Below are 16,524 nucleotides of genomic sequence, written 5' to 3'. Positions count from 1 at the left end.
CTTACTGGCCGAGCGTATTCGCTCGGGTGGTTGTCAGCGCTTGGAAAGACGACGAAATTCGCCACGCTCTACAAGCGAGGGGACGGTGACCGCAAAAGATGGCATTGGTCAATTGGTATTCCATGTTTGTTTCGCAGTTGAGGTTCCTGCACCGGTGCATGGCGCAGGGCGCTGCGTCACCGCAGCGTGATTTAAGCATCGCATGCCCATTGCAAAGTCAAGGCACCTGTGTTCATTCAAAGCCGTCTGCGGACTGACCACAGAGGACTTCTCCAAACGCGCATGCAACGTCAGTGGCGTCCTCCACACGTCCTGTCTGACTCAGACGAGCGAGAGCAAGCAAAAGCCCCCCTGTTTCCGTGAGATTTCGCCGACTTTGCGTCTCTCCACGCTCGATAGACTGGATGCAGCGAAGTCGATGTTTCGCCGTCTATTTCGATGTACTGCGAATCAACCTCAGGAAATGAGTCGGAGGTTCGTGGAAAACGAAACGGATCTCCACACCCGTCTTCGACTTCTTCTCAACGCTGCCAATACCGCTTTGAAAGGACACCGAGCATGAAAACACCCGTCTTCGCAGTCGACGTCGGCTACGGCAATACGAAGTACTCGTACCGTACCGCGAGTGGGACGGTCGCGACTGGTATGTTTCCATCGCTTGCGCCGCTGGCCCCGACCCAAATATTTTGGGGCGACACTGAGAGCGTGCTCGCCGCGCGCAAGGTCGCAACAATCAACATCGGCCGCATTGAATATCAGGTTGGCCCCGACGTGCCGATCACCGCGGCTTATGGCAGGACTGGCCGCGCGCTCGCAGTCGACTACGTGCTGACCGACAACTACGCAGCGTTGCTTTTCGGCGCGATTCACTTTTCCGGTGTCACGCGTATCGAGCGTCTCGTTCTCGGCGTATCCGTTCACAATATGGAAAAAGATTCAGCGGTTCTGAAGGAACGATTCGTCGGCGAGCACGACTTCGGCCACGGCCGCGTCGTAGTCGAGAAGGTGGTGGTCATCCCGCAGCCCATTGGTTCGCTCGTGCATGTGGCGAGTGCCCGCGGCAGCAGCTTCCGACGCGACGATGCGCACCTGGTTATCGACGTGGGCTACTTTACGACGAACTGGGTCTATGCGAACGGCTTCAAGATGGATCACAACCTCAGTAGCGGCATATCCGGCGGCGCATCGCAGATCTCCCAGCACATCGCGAAGCTCATTTCACGCGAGGAAGACGAAGAGATCAACGAGATCGAGCTCATCGACAAGGCACTGCGCGAGAAGACACCCTTCTTCATTTATGGCAAAAACATCGATCTCGCACCGTATGTCGAGCTGGCCGCGCCGATCATCGCCAGCGTTGCGATGGACATACGGAACCACATCGGCCCCCTGCCCGACGTGCGCTCAATCATTCTTTCGGGCGGCGGTACAGCGCTCTATGCCATGGCAATCCGTCGCGCATTCCCGCGCGTCGTAATCGAGAGGATCGATCCTCCCTGCCTCGCAAACGTACGTGGATTCCTGATCGCTGGCGAAGTTGGAATCGCGCGTGAGCGGTGCGCGGCATGAACGACAAATTCACGATCGAGGTGACGATTAACCCTCTCGTCTCACCACTGCTGCACGAGCGATTGGGCCGGTGCATATCGGCGCGCGAGCGCGCAGCGGTGTTGCGGTTGCTCGCCGAAGCGATGCTTCTGCGTGAAATGATGCGACAGGAGTCTATTTCGCATCCGGCGCCTGTATCGCCCGCACCAGAGAGCGCCCAAACGCCGAGGTTAACAACGAACGAAGCGAACGTGACCGAGAGTTTTGTGACCCTGAGTGTAGGCAGCGCAGCGGACATTGGGCTGGATTTCAGCTCCGATCTGGGTAGCCAGCTTGCGTACTACTTCGACTAGACACACGCACTTGACCTCCCAGCACAGCGGCAAGGATGAGCTAACACCCGATGACGCAGCGCACTGTGCTGTGCACCGGTGCGTTAGCCACGCCCATGACTGACTACCACGATGGCTGCCTATTGATGCATCGCCCGGGTCATGCTGCGGGCTCCGGTACTCCATAGACGACCGTAGCGACGACGTGTCCGATCGTCCCCCTGTGCAGCATGGATCTGCTTTTGGTCAAGCGCACCGCCTGATCGTCGGACTGGCCGGCCTAGCACCAAGGTACGCGTCGACCACGATCCGCGTTGCCGGGGATCCGGCGGGCCGTTACCGCTTACGGCGTTTTCTCCGGATCCCAGGGGAGGACGTTTCGAACGTCTTATCGCCGTCCCCGACGCCGGAAGGAAGATTCGCGAACATGTTGGCGATCTTCTGTTGATCCTGGAGGTTAATCAGACACGCCCTGATAGCACGTTCTAGCGCGTCAATATGCGAAATCAGCTTCTCGGCATCTGGGCCCTGTATGCGAAGCGTTTTCGCGCCGCGCTCGACCGAGACCCATAGTTGTGGATTTTGGGGCGCAGGAGCGGAACCGGAGTCAAGTAGCCTTAGGACATCGCTTGGGCTAACCAGCTTCAAGACTTTGGCTGCCTTTGCGCGCCGACATATCTCGTCGGTTCCAAGCCTTTGGCTCATCTCCAATAGCTTCCTGCCCAGCCGGAAGCTGACGTGGTCCGAGCCCCCAAAGGCATCTACAACTGGCTTTGGTAGGCCGCTGATTGCAATGCACCGAGAGACGTGACCTGGCGAGACAGCGAGCGCGGCTGCCAAGGCACTTTGAGATGGCCAAAACCCCAACGTAAGATGCGTGTGATAGTAGTTTCCCAGCTCCACGGGCCCTGCTTTTGAATGGGAGCGAAGACCCTCGTGGACCCTACAGCTAACGGCCCTATCGGCGTCTAGCGAGTCGTCGTGAAGCACAGTCATCGTTTAAAGCGCTTAAGGCAAGCGAAATGCAAAGAAGTTTGGAGGAGATAACGTGCTTCACGTTCGTGGTCCGCTTGCAGGCGCCTGCAAGCGATTGGTCTGTCATCGTACAATCCACGTTGCGCAAATTTCTAATCTAACGACGATTTTTCATCACATTAAAAAATTATGCACGTTCAAACCGTGCAACAGTATCACTCAATCCGACGATCGTGGCTGATCCAAAAGCTGCATGAAAAGCAGCACCATTCCAGTCTAAGCCGTTTAGGCGCCTAAACGCGATTTGGCCTTCATCGTACAACTCCACACCGTTACGATATTGAATCTACTGGTTATTTTTCGTCACGTCGACGAATTGTGCACGTTCAAAATGTGCAAAATCGTGGCGCAATCCGCCGCTCTTGGGTGGTCCCAAACGTTCAATTAAGGACCCGCGCTCGAAGGAGAGGCATGGAAACGCACAGACAGTGGGCAGACTGTCAATTGAATCAGCGCAAGGTGGCACTCGTCAGAGAAAAAGACAAGCTACTCAGCATGCAATTGCGTACCGTAGGCACCATGGAAGCATCCCCTTTTAGGCGCCTAAACAGTTAAAGGCAGAATGACGCTGTTTTTGTGAAGCTTTTGACCGAATTCGGGCTAGCCGGTGGTGCTTGCCTTCGGTTCAAAGGTTCACACTTTCGTACTCGGGTCGATCCGTGTAAAAAGATTGGACTAGCGCGCGAATGGGACATTTCCGTTTAGGCGCATAAACGGGATGCTTGCTGATCTTGGAATCGGAATCCCCTTCCAGCCCGATATCCGACCGGGTAACCGCCAGAGCTGTCCATACCAGAGGGCGCGCTAGCGGTGTCCGCATTACAAGCTCGGCTCTTCAGGGAAACGCGGCCTCGAAGCACGCAGATTGCAACTTTCGCCACACCGCGCCCGAACTCAGCATGAAGCGTCGCACCAACGCCAGCCTCGCTAACGGCATGAGGCCTTCGCGAAACTTCACGCTGCAGCGAAAGGTCGTGCTGTAGCTCGAGCGCAGTGGGCTCGATCGATTCGGCCGCACTGGGCCGGAACATTGGGAATGCAAACAGCAACAGCCTGCCGATCACGGGTCCGGGAACGGGCAGCGAAAAAACGCAGGAAACGCTCTCGCCGAGGCACTGGAAAATCAGGAGGGCTGCTAGAGAACGGAGCTTGGCCCGATGGCGCAGAGGTACCGGCCGGCGTGGGTCAGTGGCGCACCAAGAGCGCGCTTCTCGCAACTGCCTCACGCGAGTGGCATTGACGCGCCCGAAGTTTACCGGAACCGGACGCACGCCACAGCGGCCACGGCAGCCTTGGCGAGCAGCTTACCCATACCACACACTGCGGCCGTGACTCCTCCACGCACGCGTCATGCCGGACGACGCGACGCCAGCCGCATGCGCACTGACTCGAGCCGCGCCGGCAAATACCGCGAACGCGAGCGCCTGCGTGGCAGTTCGACGAATCCGAGGCGCCGATACAGCGCCATCGCCCGGGTGTTGCTCACGAGGACATCGAGCACGATTTCGCGTTCAGCGGCTTCGAGGCCGCGCTGGACCGCTTGTTCCGCGCGAAGCCCATGCTCGAAGAGTGCCGTGAACACGCCCGCTCCGCGCGCGCCGGCACGTGTCGCGCAATGCGCGACGAGCGTTTGCGCTCGCTTCGGCTTGGGCAGCTCCGTTTCGAGCACGAGGCCGCGCAGCAGCATGGGGACGGTGCGCAAAATGCCAAAGTAACGCAGCAGTGTCCAGACAATGTGCGGATCGTCGGCGAAGATGCGGCGGCCGTCGTGAGCCGCGAGTACCGCCACAATGTCCCCCTGTGCGTCGATAGCGACTTCATGGCGGCGCCACGAAAAGCGCCCCGCCGAAAGCGCAAACGCGTACCGCAGAAATGCGATGCATTCCTCGCGTGGCGCGCCGAGAAAGAATTCGAACTCGTGCTCACCTGAAGCGAAGACGAGCGGCGCACACGCCGTCGCGTCGCTCACGCGCGCGGGACGGAACGTGAACGCGCGTGTCAGCGTTGGCGCACGCCGGGATATCGGCGATTCGGCGTGCGCGTCCGTCGCGTCCTCAAACGAGGTGTGCGATACGGGAGCCTCGATTGTCATTGTTCTTCCTTTAGCGTTTCGCTATGCGTGCGAGCGTCGCAACGGTATGGGTGATCTGCTCTGGTTGGTGCGTTGAGCAGATGAAAAAACGCAACCGCGCAGCGCGCTCTTCCACCGCCGGGTAGAAGATCGGCTGCACATTGATACCTTCATCGAAGAGCGCATTCGCCCACTGTGCGGCCTTGAGCGAGCTGCGCGTGATGACCGGCACGACGGCATAGCCCGCACTGGTTCCGGTATCGAGCCCTGCGGCGCGCGCCTCGCGCACAAACTGATGGCCGCGCGCTTTGAGTGCCTGCACACGCTCGGGCTCTGCTCGCAGACGCTCGAGGGCGGCAAGCGAAGCCGCTGCAAGCGCGGGCGCGAGCCCGACGCTGTACAGAAAACCTGGCGCGAGATGGCGCAGCATGTCGATGAGCGGCTGGCAGCCCGCGATGAAACCACCGCAGCCTGCGAGCGTCTTGCTCATCGTGCCCATCCACAGATCGACTTCGGATGCTGGCACACCGCAGTGCTCGCGGATGCCTCGTCCCGTCTCGCCCAGCACGCCAAGCGAGTGCGCCTCGTCCACCATCAGGAACACGCCGTGACGGCGACGGATTTCGACGAAGCGTTCGAGCTCTGGATAATCGCCGTCCATGCTGTACAGCCCTTCGAGCACGACCAGCACGTTGCGGTATTCATGGCGCACGCGCGCAAGCAGGCTGTCGAGTTCGCGCCAGTCGTTGTGCGCGAACGAGAGCCGTTTCGCGCCGCTCAGCTGCGCGCCCTGCACGATGCTATTGTGCGCGAGCGAGTCATGCACGATCAGGTCGCCGTGACCGAACAAGGCGCCAATCACCGTTACGTTGGTGGCGTGACCGCTCACGAACGCCACGCAGTCTTCGGTCTCGTAGAATGCCGCGAGCTCGCGTTCAAGCTCGCGCTGCACTGGCCGCTCTCCCGCCACCATGCGGCTCGCCGAAACCGACGTGCCATAGCGACCGATCGCGGCCTGCGCAGCGGCCATCACCGAAGGTTCCGAAGCGAGGCCGAGGTAGTTGTAATTCGCGTAATTGACGTACTCGCGCCCGCCGATTGTCGTCGTCGCACCGGCCATGCCTTCATGCACGCGAAAAAACGGCGACTCGACGCGCAACGTCTCGCCCATCTGCTTCATGAGCTTGACTTGCTGATACAGCGGCATGGCCTCGAAACGCGCACGCGCGTCCCAGGACGCATCCGCCACCACGCCCGTGCGTGCGCCAACTTGCGGCGCCGCGCCGTCCAGTTGCGCCTGCGCCTCGCCTGAGACGCGCTCGAGTTGACGTTTGAGCGCCGCCGCCGCAAGTTGCTTGCGAATCTGGTCTCCCATTCCCATCTGCTGCCTTTACCCCGGTTGTTATTTAGGACACCACTACGCCGCGCACTCTTCCCACTCCCACGCATCGTCGTCAGCAAGCAGCGCGGACAACAGCCTGTAGTTCATTTCATGGCTCGGCCGCAGCGCGCTTACGCGTCCGAGCAAAGGCGCGCCGGCAAGCGCGAGATCGCCGACGAGGTCGAGCACGCGGTGCCGGACGAATTCGTCCGGCATGCGCATGCCGCCGATCACGCGATTGCCGACGATCGACGCCGTGCACGATATCCGCGCACCGCGCAGGATCGGCGTGCGCTTCACGTAGCCGGCGACGATGGCCGGCAGCGCCCATTTCAGGCGCCCATACGAGCGTGACGGCGCAATCTCGCGTGCGAACACTTCGGGCGTGAGATCGCCCTCCCACAGCATGTCGCCGAAACCCTTGAGGTCGTTACGGACGCTGATCGCATAGCGATCACACGGTTCGATGCGCATCTCGCGGCGCTGCGCGCCCGTACCGCCTGCGACCACGATGGCCTTTTTCACGCGGAGAAAACGCTTGGGGCGCGCCAGCGCGGTGCGCCCGCACGCACGCATTGCATCGATCCAGGGCGCGGCGCTGCCGTCGAGAATCGGCACTTCTTCTGCGTCGAGTTCGACCAACGCGTGATCGATGCCGCACACGAGCAGCGAGGCAAGCAGATGTTCGACCGTGCGCACGCCGGGACCTGCGTTCGCGCCCCCGCTCGCTCCTTCACGCGCGCGGAGCATCGTGCACAGCGGCTGCGCCTCGCGCAACGCCGGATCGGCGCGCAGTGTTGCAACTTCGCGACCCGCATGCAGGCGCCGGAACACGATACCGTGTCCCGCTTCGGCCACTGGCCGGATGCGCACCTGAACGCGTCGGCCCGTGTGCAGCCCGTGCCCGGCCATGACGAGTTCGCGTGCGAGCGTGCCCTCGGTGCTCCCCCAACCCGCCGGCGTCCTCATTGGGTCAGCTCTGCCACGGGCGCGCCGGGTTGGGCGAGCAACGCCGGCATTTCGGCATCGAGCGCGTGCTTGCCGGCGAGAAGCGCAAGCGCAGCCGATGCGCTTTGCGCTTGCTGCGCGGAAGCGGCGACCGGCGCGGCCGGGTCGCCGGCTTCGACCTCCTCGGCGGAAGCAATCGAATCGACAATGCGCACGGCAAGCGAATGCACCGTCGCGCCCTCCGCGATCGCCATCACGGAGAGCTTGACCTCGAAGGCTTCCTCGACCGCCATGCCGAGCTCCATGCCCATCAGCGAATCCATGCCCATGTCGAGCACCGAGGTGTCGAGCGCCACACGCTCCGGCGCGAGGTGCAGGATGCGGGCGATCTGCGAACGCAACGTCTCTTCGACGAGCGCGAGCGCCTCGTCACGCGGCAACGCGCACACACGCTCGCGCAGCGGGTCACCGCGCTCGAGGGCGGGCTCGTTGTCGCCGTGCGCGTGCAGCGCGGCGTAGCGGCGAGCCTTTGCTGCCGGCATGCCGCGCGAAAGCGCCTGCCAGTCGAGCCTCACAACAGCCTCGCCCGCGCCGCCCGTGAGCAGCACGCGCTCGAGCGCCGCGAGCGCCTCGTCCGATGTAATCGACACACCGCCGATACGCGACTGCAGCGCCTCGCGTGTCTTCTCGTTGCGTGCAAGGAAGCCCACGTTAGCGAGCGGCCCCCAGCCCATGCACGTGCCAGGCAGACCCGAGGCGCGACGAGCTTCGACCAGCGCTTCGAGGAAGGTGTTGGCGGCCACGTAGTTCGACTGGCCCGGATTGCCGAGCGCGGTCGTCGCCGACGAATACACGACGAAGAAGTCGAGCAGGCAGCCCTGCGTCGCGCGATGCAGATTCCACGCGCCCGCCAGCTTCGGTGCGAGCACGGCTTCGAAGCGTGCGTCGTCGAGATTGCGCACGAGGCCGTCGTCGATGTGCATCGCCGAATGCAGCACGCCCTTGAGCGGCGTGCCGCGCGCAGCGATCTGAGCGACCAGCGACGCAACCTCCGCTGCGTCCGTCACGTCGCAGGAGGCCAGATGAACCTGCACACCGTGCGCCTCGCGCCAGCGCGCGATCTCCTCGCGCGCCTCCTCATTGAGCGCGCCGCTGCGGCTCGCTAGCGTCAGGTGACGCGCCCCCCGCTCGACCATCCAGCGCGCGCTTGCGAAACCAAGGCCGCCCGTGCCGCCGATCACCAGATAAGCGCCGTTCGCATCGAGGCGCAGCGCATCGGCGTGGGTTGCGCCGCGTGTCGGTGCAGGCGTACCCGCCGGATAGCCGACGAGCACCTTGCCGATCTGGCGCGCCTGCTGCATGTAGCGGAACGCCTCTTCGACATGCGCGGCCGGGAACACGCGATACGGCAGCGGATGCAGCACGCCATCGCCAAAACACTGCATGACTTCGCCAAACAGGCGCGTCGTCAGCTCGGGCAGCACGCCCATGAGCTGATCGGCATCGATACCGAAGTAGCTGATGTTGTTGCGGAACGGCCGCAGACCGATGTGGCTGTTCTCGTAGAAGTCACGCTTGCCCAGTTCGAGGAAGCGGCCGAACGGGCGCAGCGTGTCGATGCTGCGCACCATCGCCTCGCCCGCGAGCGAGTTGAGCACGACGTCGACGCCCGCGCCGCCCGTGGCTTCGCGAACCTGGTCGGCAAACGCAAGACTGCGCGAGTCGAACACGCGGTCCGCGCCCAGCAGGCGGACGAACTCGCGCTTCTCGCGGCTGCCCGCGGTAGCAAAGACTTCGGCGCCCAGATGGCGCGCGAGCTGGATTGCGGCGATGCCCACGCCACCCGCCGCACCGTGCACGAGTACGCGCTCGCCGCGGCGCAATCGAGCGAGCTCGACGAGCGCGTACCACGCGGTAAAGAACGTGGTCGGGACAGTCGCCGCTTCTTCGAAGGTCATTGCGGCTGGCTTGCGCGTGATCGCACCCGCGCGCGTGACGACGCGCGTGGCGAACGACGCCGGTGCGAAACCGAGCACCGCGTCGCCGGCGCTGAACGACGTCACGTCGGCGCCGACGCGCGTCACGCGCCCGGACAGCTCCATGCCCACCGTCGCACCCGCGAAGCCGGTTTCCACGGCCTCGTCGGAGAGCAGACCCATCGCATACATGACGTCGCGGAAATTCAGGCCTGTCGCGACGGGCTCGATTTCGACCTCGTCGGCTTCTAGCGCGCGCTCGGGCAACGCAAACCATTCGAGATTGCGCAGCGAGCCGGGCGTGTCGAAGGCCAGCATGGCGGGCTGTTCGCCACGGGAGCCGGATGGCGCGTCGCGCCGTTGCGCCTCGGCGGCATCCAGCATGCGCGGCACGAAGCGGCCGTGGGCAGTAAGCAGCACTTCCTCTTCGGCGTCTGCGGAGAGCAATTCGTCCGCGAGCGCGACGAACGGGTCTGCGCACGCCGACGAAACGTCGATCAAACGGCAACCGAGTTCGGGATGTTCATTGGCCAACACACGTCCCAAGCCCCAGAGCGTCGCCTGCTCGGGGCGGCGCGGCGTGCTGTCAGGCGTAGAGCTCGTGCCGGACGCGAAAGGTGCGCCGTCCTGAGTCACCACGCTCAACTGCACCGGCAAGCCACCCGCGCCCAGCTCGCGCACGAGCCGCGCGAGCGCAATCGACGTCGCGCGTTGCGCCTGCATGACGGCAGCGCCGTCCACATCGACAGACAAGACGACATCGGGCGCGATGAACACGAGATGCAGCGGCGCACCGCCGCGCGCAGCACTCGCCGCGTGCAGCGTCTGTGCCACCGTGGACTGCGCAATGATCTCAACGTCACCGCCGCGTGCACGCAGTGCGAACGCGAGTCCATCGACCCGCGCATCGGCTGCGTCGCCCGCATGGACGAGTAACCAGGGCGCGTTGAGAGTCTCCTGCGCGTCCGATGCATTCAGCAACGCAAGCCGCGCTTCGTCTGCCGTTGCACGCGAAGGAGCGCGGGCCACGACCAGCGCGGGCGCGCCCTCGATCTCCATGCCCTGCTCCGCGTACGACACGACATCGGTGAAACCCGCCGCGTCGAACAAGCTCACGATTTGGGCTGCACCAGGCGGCGCCGGCGTTGAAGCGCGAGACGGACCGAACACGAGATCGGCGAAACGGCCGCGACGCGGTTCCGCAAACACGACGAACGCGCCCGGAGCGAGCCAGCCGCGCAGCGCGGTCAATGCCGCGAGCGGGTCGCGCTGGCCAGCCAGCAGCTGGTTCGCGATCACGACGTCGTAGGGTGCGTCGTCATCGGCTTTGAGCGTCAGGCGCTCACCCGTGCCGAGCGCCACGAACCGTGCGGCGTGTCCACCCTCGGCCGCCAGCGCAGCCTGCTGTGGCGCCGTGCAAGCAATCGCGTAGTCGCAGCGCCCGACCGGCAGCGCAACCTCGAGCGGACGCGGCACTTCCACGTCCAGGCGGACGATCTCGAGTACGCGCAGACGTCGTGGAGCCTGCCATGCCGTCACCGCGCACGCCGTGAACGCGCTAATCAGCGCACGGACGTGCGACCACGTCGGCGACGCTTCGAAAAAGTGCTCGACGAGACTGTTGCTCGTCGGCGACATCAACTGCTCCGGCTTCATCTCCCCCGCGAGGAGTGCCGGAAGCGCCGCGCCGCAATGCGCGAGCAGCGTCAGCTCGGCGACGTGCGCGGGAGACTGTTCGAGCAGGCTGCGCCACAGATCGTCGACGGGCGGCAACGCCTCGCACGCTTCGGTGTCGCGCACGAGACGATCGCCGTCCCAGCGCGCGAGGCCGTCCTCGACGAGCATTCCCGCAAGGCGCGCCGTGAGCGCCGGAAGTGGAGTCGCTGGCAGCGCCGGGGCAACGAACGCGCCGATCGCATCCAGCGCGCGCAGTGCGTAGCCACTCGCGAGCACGTCGATGAGCGGCAGCACTTCAGTCAGATGCATCTCGCGACGCCCTTGCGCGTCGCGCGTGGCGAGCGCGCTTTGCGCCTCGCCGAGCAACGCGGCCGACGCGGGCAGCGCCGAAGCGTCGAAGCCGCCTGCAAGCGGCCGAGCTTCGAGGCGATAGGCATAGTGCGAAGGCGCGGCATGGCGGCGCGCGTGCAGATCGACGCGGCGAAAACGGCACTGCGCGAGGCGCGCGACCACGCGCGCTGCGGCGTCGAGGAAATGGAACGAGACGACGACCGAATGCGGATTGCGCCGCTCGACCACGGCCAGCACCTGCCGGATCGTGTCGCCGCGCAAATAGTCGATGCGGCCGAACTGCACCGGCAGCCAGGCCGCGCGATCGCCACCGTGGGCACTCGTCAGCGCGAAAAGCGGGTGGAAGCCGCTGTCGAGCAAGGCCGGATGCAGACGGTAGAGAGCGGCATCGTCGGCGACCTGCGGCGCCGCCAGGTCGGCCAGCACCGCCTCGCCCGCGGCGCGCACGGAAAGGACGCGGCGAAACGCGGGGCCGTAGGTCAATCCGATTGATTCGGTCGCGGCGTAGAGCGTGTGTGCGTCGATGGCGGGCTGCGCCGCAAGCGTCTGCAGCATGTGCGCGTCGACAGCGCTTGCGGCATCGAGCGTATTGCCGCTCGCGAGCAGGCGGCCGACAACGTTCGTCGACCACGCGTCGCCGCTCATGCGATCGCACGTTTCGATCGTGAAGGCCGCGGTACGCGCATCGATGCTCAGGCGTAAGCGCTTCGCGTGCTGCGCCTGGAAGACCACCGGCTGGCGAATCTCGATGTTTTCGAGCGCGCAAGAGTCGGTCGCGAAAAACACGCGCGCGGCGGCCAGCGCCATCTCCACGAAACCGGCGGCAGGGAACGTCACGCCGCCGTCGACCACGTGAACGGCGAGATACGGCAGGCGCACCGGATCGATCTGGTTTTCCCACGCGAAGGCATGCTCGTGCAGCCGGTAGCCGAGCAGCGGATGCTCGCGGCGACGGTTCACGAGGCCGTAGCCCTCGACGGTGGGCATCAGCCAGTAACGCTCGTGCTGCCATGGGTAGCGCGGTAGCGTGGCGGCAGTGGCTGCGGCAGCGTCAGCCGGCGGCACGAGACGTGTGAGGTCGACACGCGCACCGTGCGCAAGCGCCGAAAACAGCGCACGCTGCAGCGTAGCCTCGCTGTCGTGCTGGCGCTTGAGCGTCGCGAGCGTGGCGCCCGCGATCTTGAGCGCATCAAGCGACTGCTTCACGTACGTGCGCAGGATCGAATGCGGACCGACTTCGACGAAAAGGCGTGCGCCCGCCTGTGCGAGTTGCGCGACAGCGTCGCCGAAGCGCACCGGCTCGCGGATGTTGCGCCACCAGTACGCGGCGTCGAGCGCCGAGCCTTCGAGCGGCGCGCCCGTCACCGTGGAGACGAAGCGGTGCGTGCCTTCGACGGGATGAAGATCCGCTAGCCCCTCGCGCACCATCGCTTCGATGCCATCCATGTGGTGGCTGTGGAACGCGTAGTCGAGATCGAGGAGCTGGAAGAAGGCCTTTTCCGGCTGCAGCGCGGCCTGTATCGCCTCTAGCCCCGCGAGCGAGCCCGCGAGCGTGACCGACTGCGGACTGTTCATGCCCGCGAGTTCGACGTCGGCGGCAAGGCCAAGCTGATCGATCAGCTCGCGCGCCCTCGCCTCGCCGATGCCCGCGGCGGCCATGCGGCCGGTGCCACGCGTGAGCGCCTGGGCACGGCTGCGCACCTTGACGACGCGCACGGCGTCTTCGAGCGTGAGCGCACCCGCAGCCCACGCCGCCGCGACCTCGCCCACGCTGTGGCCCGCGCACGCGCCCCATGCGAAGCCGCGCGCTTGCATCACTCGCACGATGCCCACCTGGATTGCGAAGAGAAGCGGCTGGCCGTATTCGGTTGCGGAGAGCACGGTGGAGTCGGCACCCGCTTCGAGCAAGGCGAGCAGCGAATCGCTGCCGTCGGCACGCCAGATCGCATCCACTTCGGCGACGGCGGCGCGGAACTCGCGGTCTTCCGCGAGCAACTGCTTGCCCATCAGCGGCCATTGCGAGCCGTTGCCCGAGAACAGCAAAGTGACGGGCGCATCGTCTTGCACAGCCTGTGCCTCGACCACGGCGCCGGGCAGTACTTCTTCCGTGCGCGCCGCGAGCGCGGCCAGCGATGCGCGCGCTTCCTCCATGGTTGCGGGTGCAACGACGGCACGCGTCTCGAGCCATTGACGGCGGTGCGCAGCGGCCGCCGCGAGCGTGCGCCAGGGCACGCCCGCGTCCAGACGCTGCAGATAACGCGTTGCCAGCGCGGAGATCGCCTTCGGCGAACGCGCGGTAAGCACCAGCGGCGCGAACGGTTTATCGTCCGCGTGCGCTTTCAGCGCATCGGACTGCGCGGTCTGTGTGACCAGGGCGGCAGGCGCCTCGGTCAGCACGACGTGCGCATTGGTGCCGCCAAAGCCGAACGAATTGACGCCGACCACGAGTGGCCGGCTCTGCTCGTCGAGCGACGTGTAGCGGTCGACTACGCGCAGACGGCCGCCCCCGAAGTCGATATTCGGATTGGGTGCTTCGAAATGCAGGGAACGCGGTACGGCGCGATGCTTCAGACACAGCACTGCCTTCAGGAGACCCGCCATGCCCGAGGCCGTCTCAAGGTGGCCAATGTTGGTCTTCACGGAACCGACGAGCAGCGGACGCTCGGCCGGGCGCCCAGCGCCCGCGACCTCGATCAGCGCGCGGGCCTCGATCGGATCGCCAACGGCCGTACCCGTGCCGTGCGCTTCCAGATAGTCAACCGAATGGGGATCAATGCCCGCGCGCCCGTAGACCTCGCGCAGCAGCGCGGCCTGCGTGGGCGCGCCCGGCACGCTGATGCCGCCCTGTGAGTAGCCATCCGAGTTGACACCCGAAGCTGCGATGACGGCGTGGATCGTGTCGCCGTCCGCAAGCGCGCGCTCGAGCGTCTTGAGGATGACGATCGCGCCGCCTTCCGAGCGCACGTAGCCGTCGCCGGTCGCGTCGAACGCACGGCAGCGGCCGCGCGGCGAGAGCATCGACGCCTTCGAGAAACCCACGAAACCGTAGGGATGCAGGAGCAGATTCACGCCGCCCGCGAGCGCCATCTCGGCGTCGCCGGTCTGCAGCGCCTTGACCGCTTGATGGAGCGCGACGAGCGACGACGAGCATGCCGTGTCGATCGACATGCTCGGGCCGCGAAGATCGAAAAGATAGGAAATGCGGTTGGACGCGATGCTTAGCGTGTTGCCCGTGGCCGAGTACGGGTCCAACGAGCTCAGGTCGTCCATGCTGCGATTGCCGTAGTCGGAGCTCGCCACGCCGACAAACACCGCGCACGCGCGGCCTCGCATTTCGCTCGGCCGCACACCCGCGTCCTCGAACGCCTCCCAGCTCAGCTCGAGCAAGAGGCGCTGCTGCGGGTCCATCTGCGTCGCTTCGCGCGGCGAGATGCCGAAGAACGCAGCGTCGAAGCCCGCGACGTCGTCGAGCACACCCGCGGCGAACGTGTAGCTCTTGCCAGGCTCGCGCTTTGACGGATGCTGATAGAACTCGGTGCCGAAGCGGTCTGCGGGAATCTGCGTGATGGCGTCTTTTTCGCCCTCCAGCAAATTCCAAAACTCCTCCGGCCCCTGAACACCCCCAGGAAACCGGCATGACATGCCGACGATTGCGATCTTGCTGTTCATATCTTTTCTGTTCTCTCCGACATGCCGGCCGACACGTCGCGCGCTTTCGCGGCCCCCATGGCCTGGAGCACAGCGGCGCCGAGATTCTCGATGGGCAAGTCCTGCTTCGCGGCGGAATGATCTCCGAAATTCCGCCAGATGAAGTAGTTGCTTTGGCTTGGTACTTTGCCGAGCCGATCGAATATGTGAGGCAGCGCGGGCACGTGGTCGCCGTAGAAGCAGAGCACGGTGTCGCGGCGGCGGGCGCGCAAATACGCCAGCAAGCGCCCGATCATGGCGTCGGCGTTCGCTACATGGCGCAGATACGCGGTGAGGTCACGCCACGCTGGGTCGTCGCCGAGCGAGTGGTAGTTCGCGGCCTCGCCTGCTTCGACACGCTCCAGGTGCAGCGGGCCGTGGTTTTCCATCGTCATCGCGAAGATGAACACGGGCTGTGTACGCGACGAATCCAGCTCCTGCACGATACGATCCGCGACCGCCGAATCAGCGACGTACGGACCTGCGCGCGGAGCCTTGGCGAATGCGCGAATGTCGAGAAAACGTTCGAACCCCAAAAGCGGAAAAACGCGCTCGCGGCCAAAAAAATCGGCGTAGTACGGATGAACCGCAAGCGTTGCGTAGCCAATGCACCGAAACCAGCGCGCAAGAGAAGCGCTGGCTCGCCGCACGAACGCATACGGATAAAAGCGCGCGTAGCCGAGCGCTGCGGACGGCACGCCGCTGAGCAGCGCAAATTCAGAGCGCATGGTGTTGGCACCCCAAGCGGGCACATCGAGGGCGCCGTGTGCAACCGAATCGCGACGTGCCGCGTCGAAATTCGCGAGGACCGATAGATCGATGGCCGTGTTCAGCGTGCGTACGTCGAAGAAAGATTCACTCTGGATCACGATGACGTCCGGACGGCTCGCGGGTCCGCGCGCGCGCGTGAACGGGCTTGAGGCAAGCACGCGCGCCAGATGCGCGAACGTCGCGCGCCGCAGACCGTTGAGCAGATAGGCTGCGAACACGGCAAAGAAACCGTGACGACGCTGGTCGTCGAGCGGCTCGAGCCCGAGTGGCAGTCGCGCGGCGAGCGTGTAACCCAGCGCGAGGCACAGCGCGGCAGCGCCTGCCGAGTTCAGAACCACATTGGCAGGCACCGCAAAATCGAGGAAAAAGCTGCCCACGACGACGAAGACGCCTACAACGATGGCAAAAACCGTACGCGCGCTCAGGAACGGCAGATACAGACGCGGATGCGCAAAAAGCTGACTGAAAAGGCTCAGATCGGTGAAGACGAACGGCTCGCGCAGCGACGCGTATTTGGCATTGCTCACGGCACTCGCGAGCGCAACGAGCGCGAGCGTAAGGCCAGCCGCGAAATAAGGACGGCGCGCAAGCGCAAGTAGCAGGCACGCGAGAAAAACTGCGCTCACGACATGCAGCGCCAGCGCGCACGGTGCGCGTCGCCAAGTGGCGCGCGGCACAGCGAGTGCGTCGGCACCGAAAGAAAGCGCTGCGGCGACGATGAACGTGAGCGCAATTGGCAAGCTCACG

Annotated in this window: 7 protein-coding genes; 2 read left to right on the top strand and 5 right to left on the bottom strand. The window is 64.6% G+C overall.

From position 1 onward, the window contains the following. The first annotated feature begins 558 nt into the window (after positions 1-558). Together BO1_RS15745 and BO1_RS51295 are read left to right on the top strand one after the other, a co-directional pair. On the top strand, positions 559-1,569 hold the full coding sequence (locus BO1_RS15745; protein WP_028218368.1) for a PRTRC system protein D: 1,011 nt from the start codon (positions 559-561) through the stop codon (positions 1,567-1,569). After that, entirely contained in the window at positions 1,566-1,901 is a 336-nt protein-coding gene (locus BO1_RS51295; protein WP_043285013.1) for a hypothetical protein, read from the top strand. Before BO1_RS15745 ends, BO1_RS51295 begins: the two co-directional genes overlap by 4 nt. A 2,362-nt stretch (positions 1,902-4,263) precedes the next feature. Here the strand turns inward: BO1_RS51295 and BO1_RS15730 are convergent. The 5 genes from BO1_RS15730 to BO1_RS15710 are packed head-to-tail and all read right to left on the bottom strand — an operon-like array spanning position 4,264 to position 16,523. Next, positions 4,264-5,007 carry a GNAT family N-acetyltransferase gene (locus BO1_RS15730; protein WP_156992272.1) on the bottom strand — a complete coding sequence of 248 codons (744 nt, stop codon included), beginning with the start codon at positions 5,005-5,007 and terminating at the stop codon, positions 4,264-4,266. Between the two features lie 10 nt (positions 5,008-5,017). Continuing rightward, a complete protein-coding gene (locus BO1_RS15725; protein ID WP_028218365.1) occupies positions 5,018-6,367 on the bottom strand; it encodes an aminotransferase class I/II-fold pyridoxal phosphate-dependent enzyme in 1,350 nt (449 codons plus the stop codon). Between the two features lie 36 nt (positions 6,368-6,403). Next, complete coding sequence (locus BO1_RS15720) at positions 6,404-7,336, bottom strand: UDP-3-O-acyl N-acetylglycosamine deacetylase (protein WP_028218364.1); 933 nt, start codon at positions 7,334-7,336, stop codon at positions 6,404-6,406. After that, the gene (locus BO1_RS15715) at positions 7,333-14,988 is read right to left on the bottom strand and encodes a type I polyketide synthase (RefSeq protein ID WP_028218363.1); all 7,656 of its coding nucleotides are present in this window, start codon (positions 14,986-14,988) and stop codon (positions 7,333-7,335) included. The genes BO1_RS15720 and BO1_RS15715 overlap by 4 nt, the downstream gene beginning before the upstream one ends. Further along, on the bottom strand, positions 14,985-16,523 hold the full coding sequence (locus BO1_RS15710) for an LTA synthase family protein (protein WP_028218362.1): 1,539 nt from the start codon (positions 16,521-16,523) through the stop codon (positions 14,985-14,987). The genes BO1_RS15715 and BO1_RS15710 overlap by 4 nt, the downstream gene beginning before the upstream one ends. Between the last annotated feature and the right edge of the window lies 1 nt (position 16,524).

Source organism: Paraburkholderia oxyphila NBRC 105797, from assembly GCF_000685075.1.
Classification (GTDB): Bacteria; Pseudomonadota; Gammaproteobacteria; order Burkholderiales; family Burkholderiaceae; genus Paraburkholderia; species Paraburkholderia oxyphila.
This window is presented reverse-complemented; position numbering and strand designations above follow the sequence as displayed.

Excerpts from the sequence above, each read along its gene's own strand:
- BO1_RS15745 (WP_028218368.1), top strand. The coding sequence starts at position 559 with ATGAAAACACCCGTCTTCGCAGTCGACGTCGGCTACGGCAATACGAAG.
- BO1_RS51295 (WP_043285013.1), top strand. The coding sequence starts at position 1,566 with ATGAACGACAAATTCACGATCGAGGTGACGATTAACCCTCTCGTCTCA.
- BO1_RS15730 (WP_156992272.1), bottom strand. The coding sequence starts at position 5,007 with ATGACAATCGAGGCTCCCGTATCGCACACCTCGTTTGAGGACGCGACG.
- BO1_RS15725 (WP_028218365.1), bottom strand. The coding sequence starts at position 6,367 with ATGGGAATGGGAGACCAGATTCGCAAGCAACTTGCGGCGGCGGCGCTC.
- BO1_RS15720 (WP_028218364.1), bottom strand. The coding sequence starts at position 7,336 with ATGAGGACGCCGGCGGGTTGGGGGAGCACCGAGGGCACGCTCGCACGC.
- BO1_RS15715 (WP_028218363.1), bottom strand. The coding sequence starts at position 14,988 with ATGAACAGCAAGATCGCAATCGTCGGCATGTCATGCCGGTTTCCTGGG.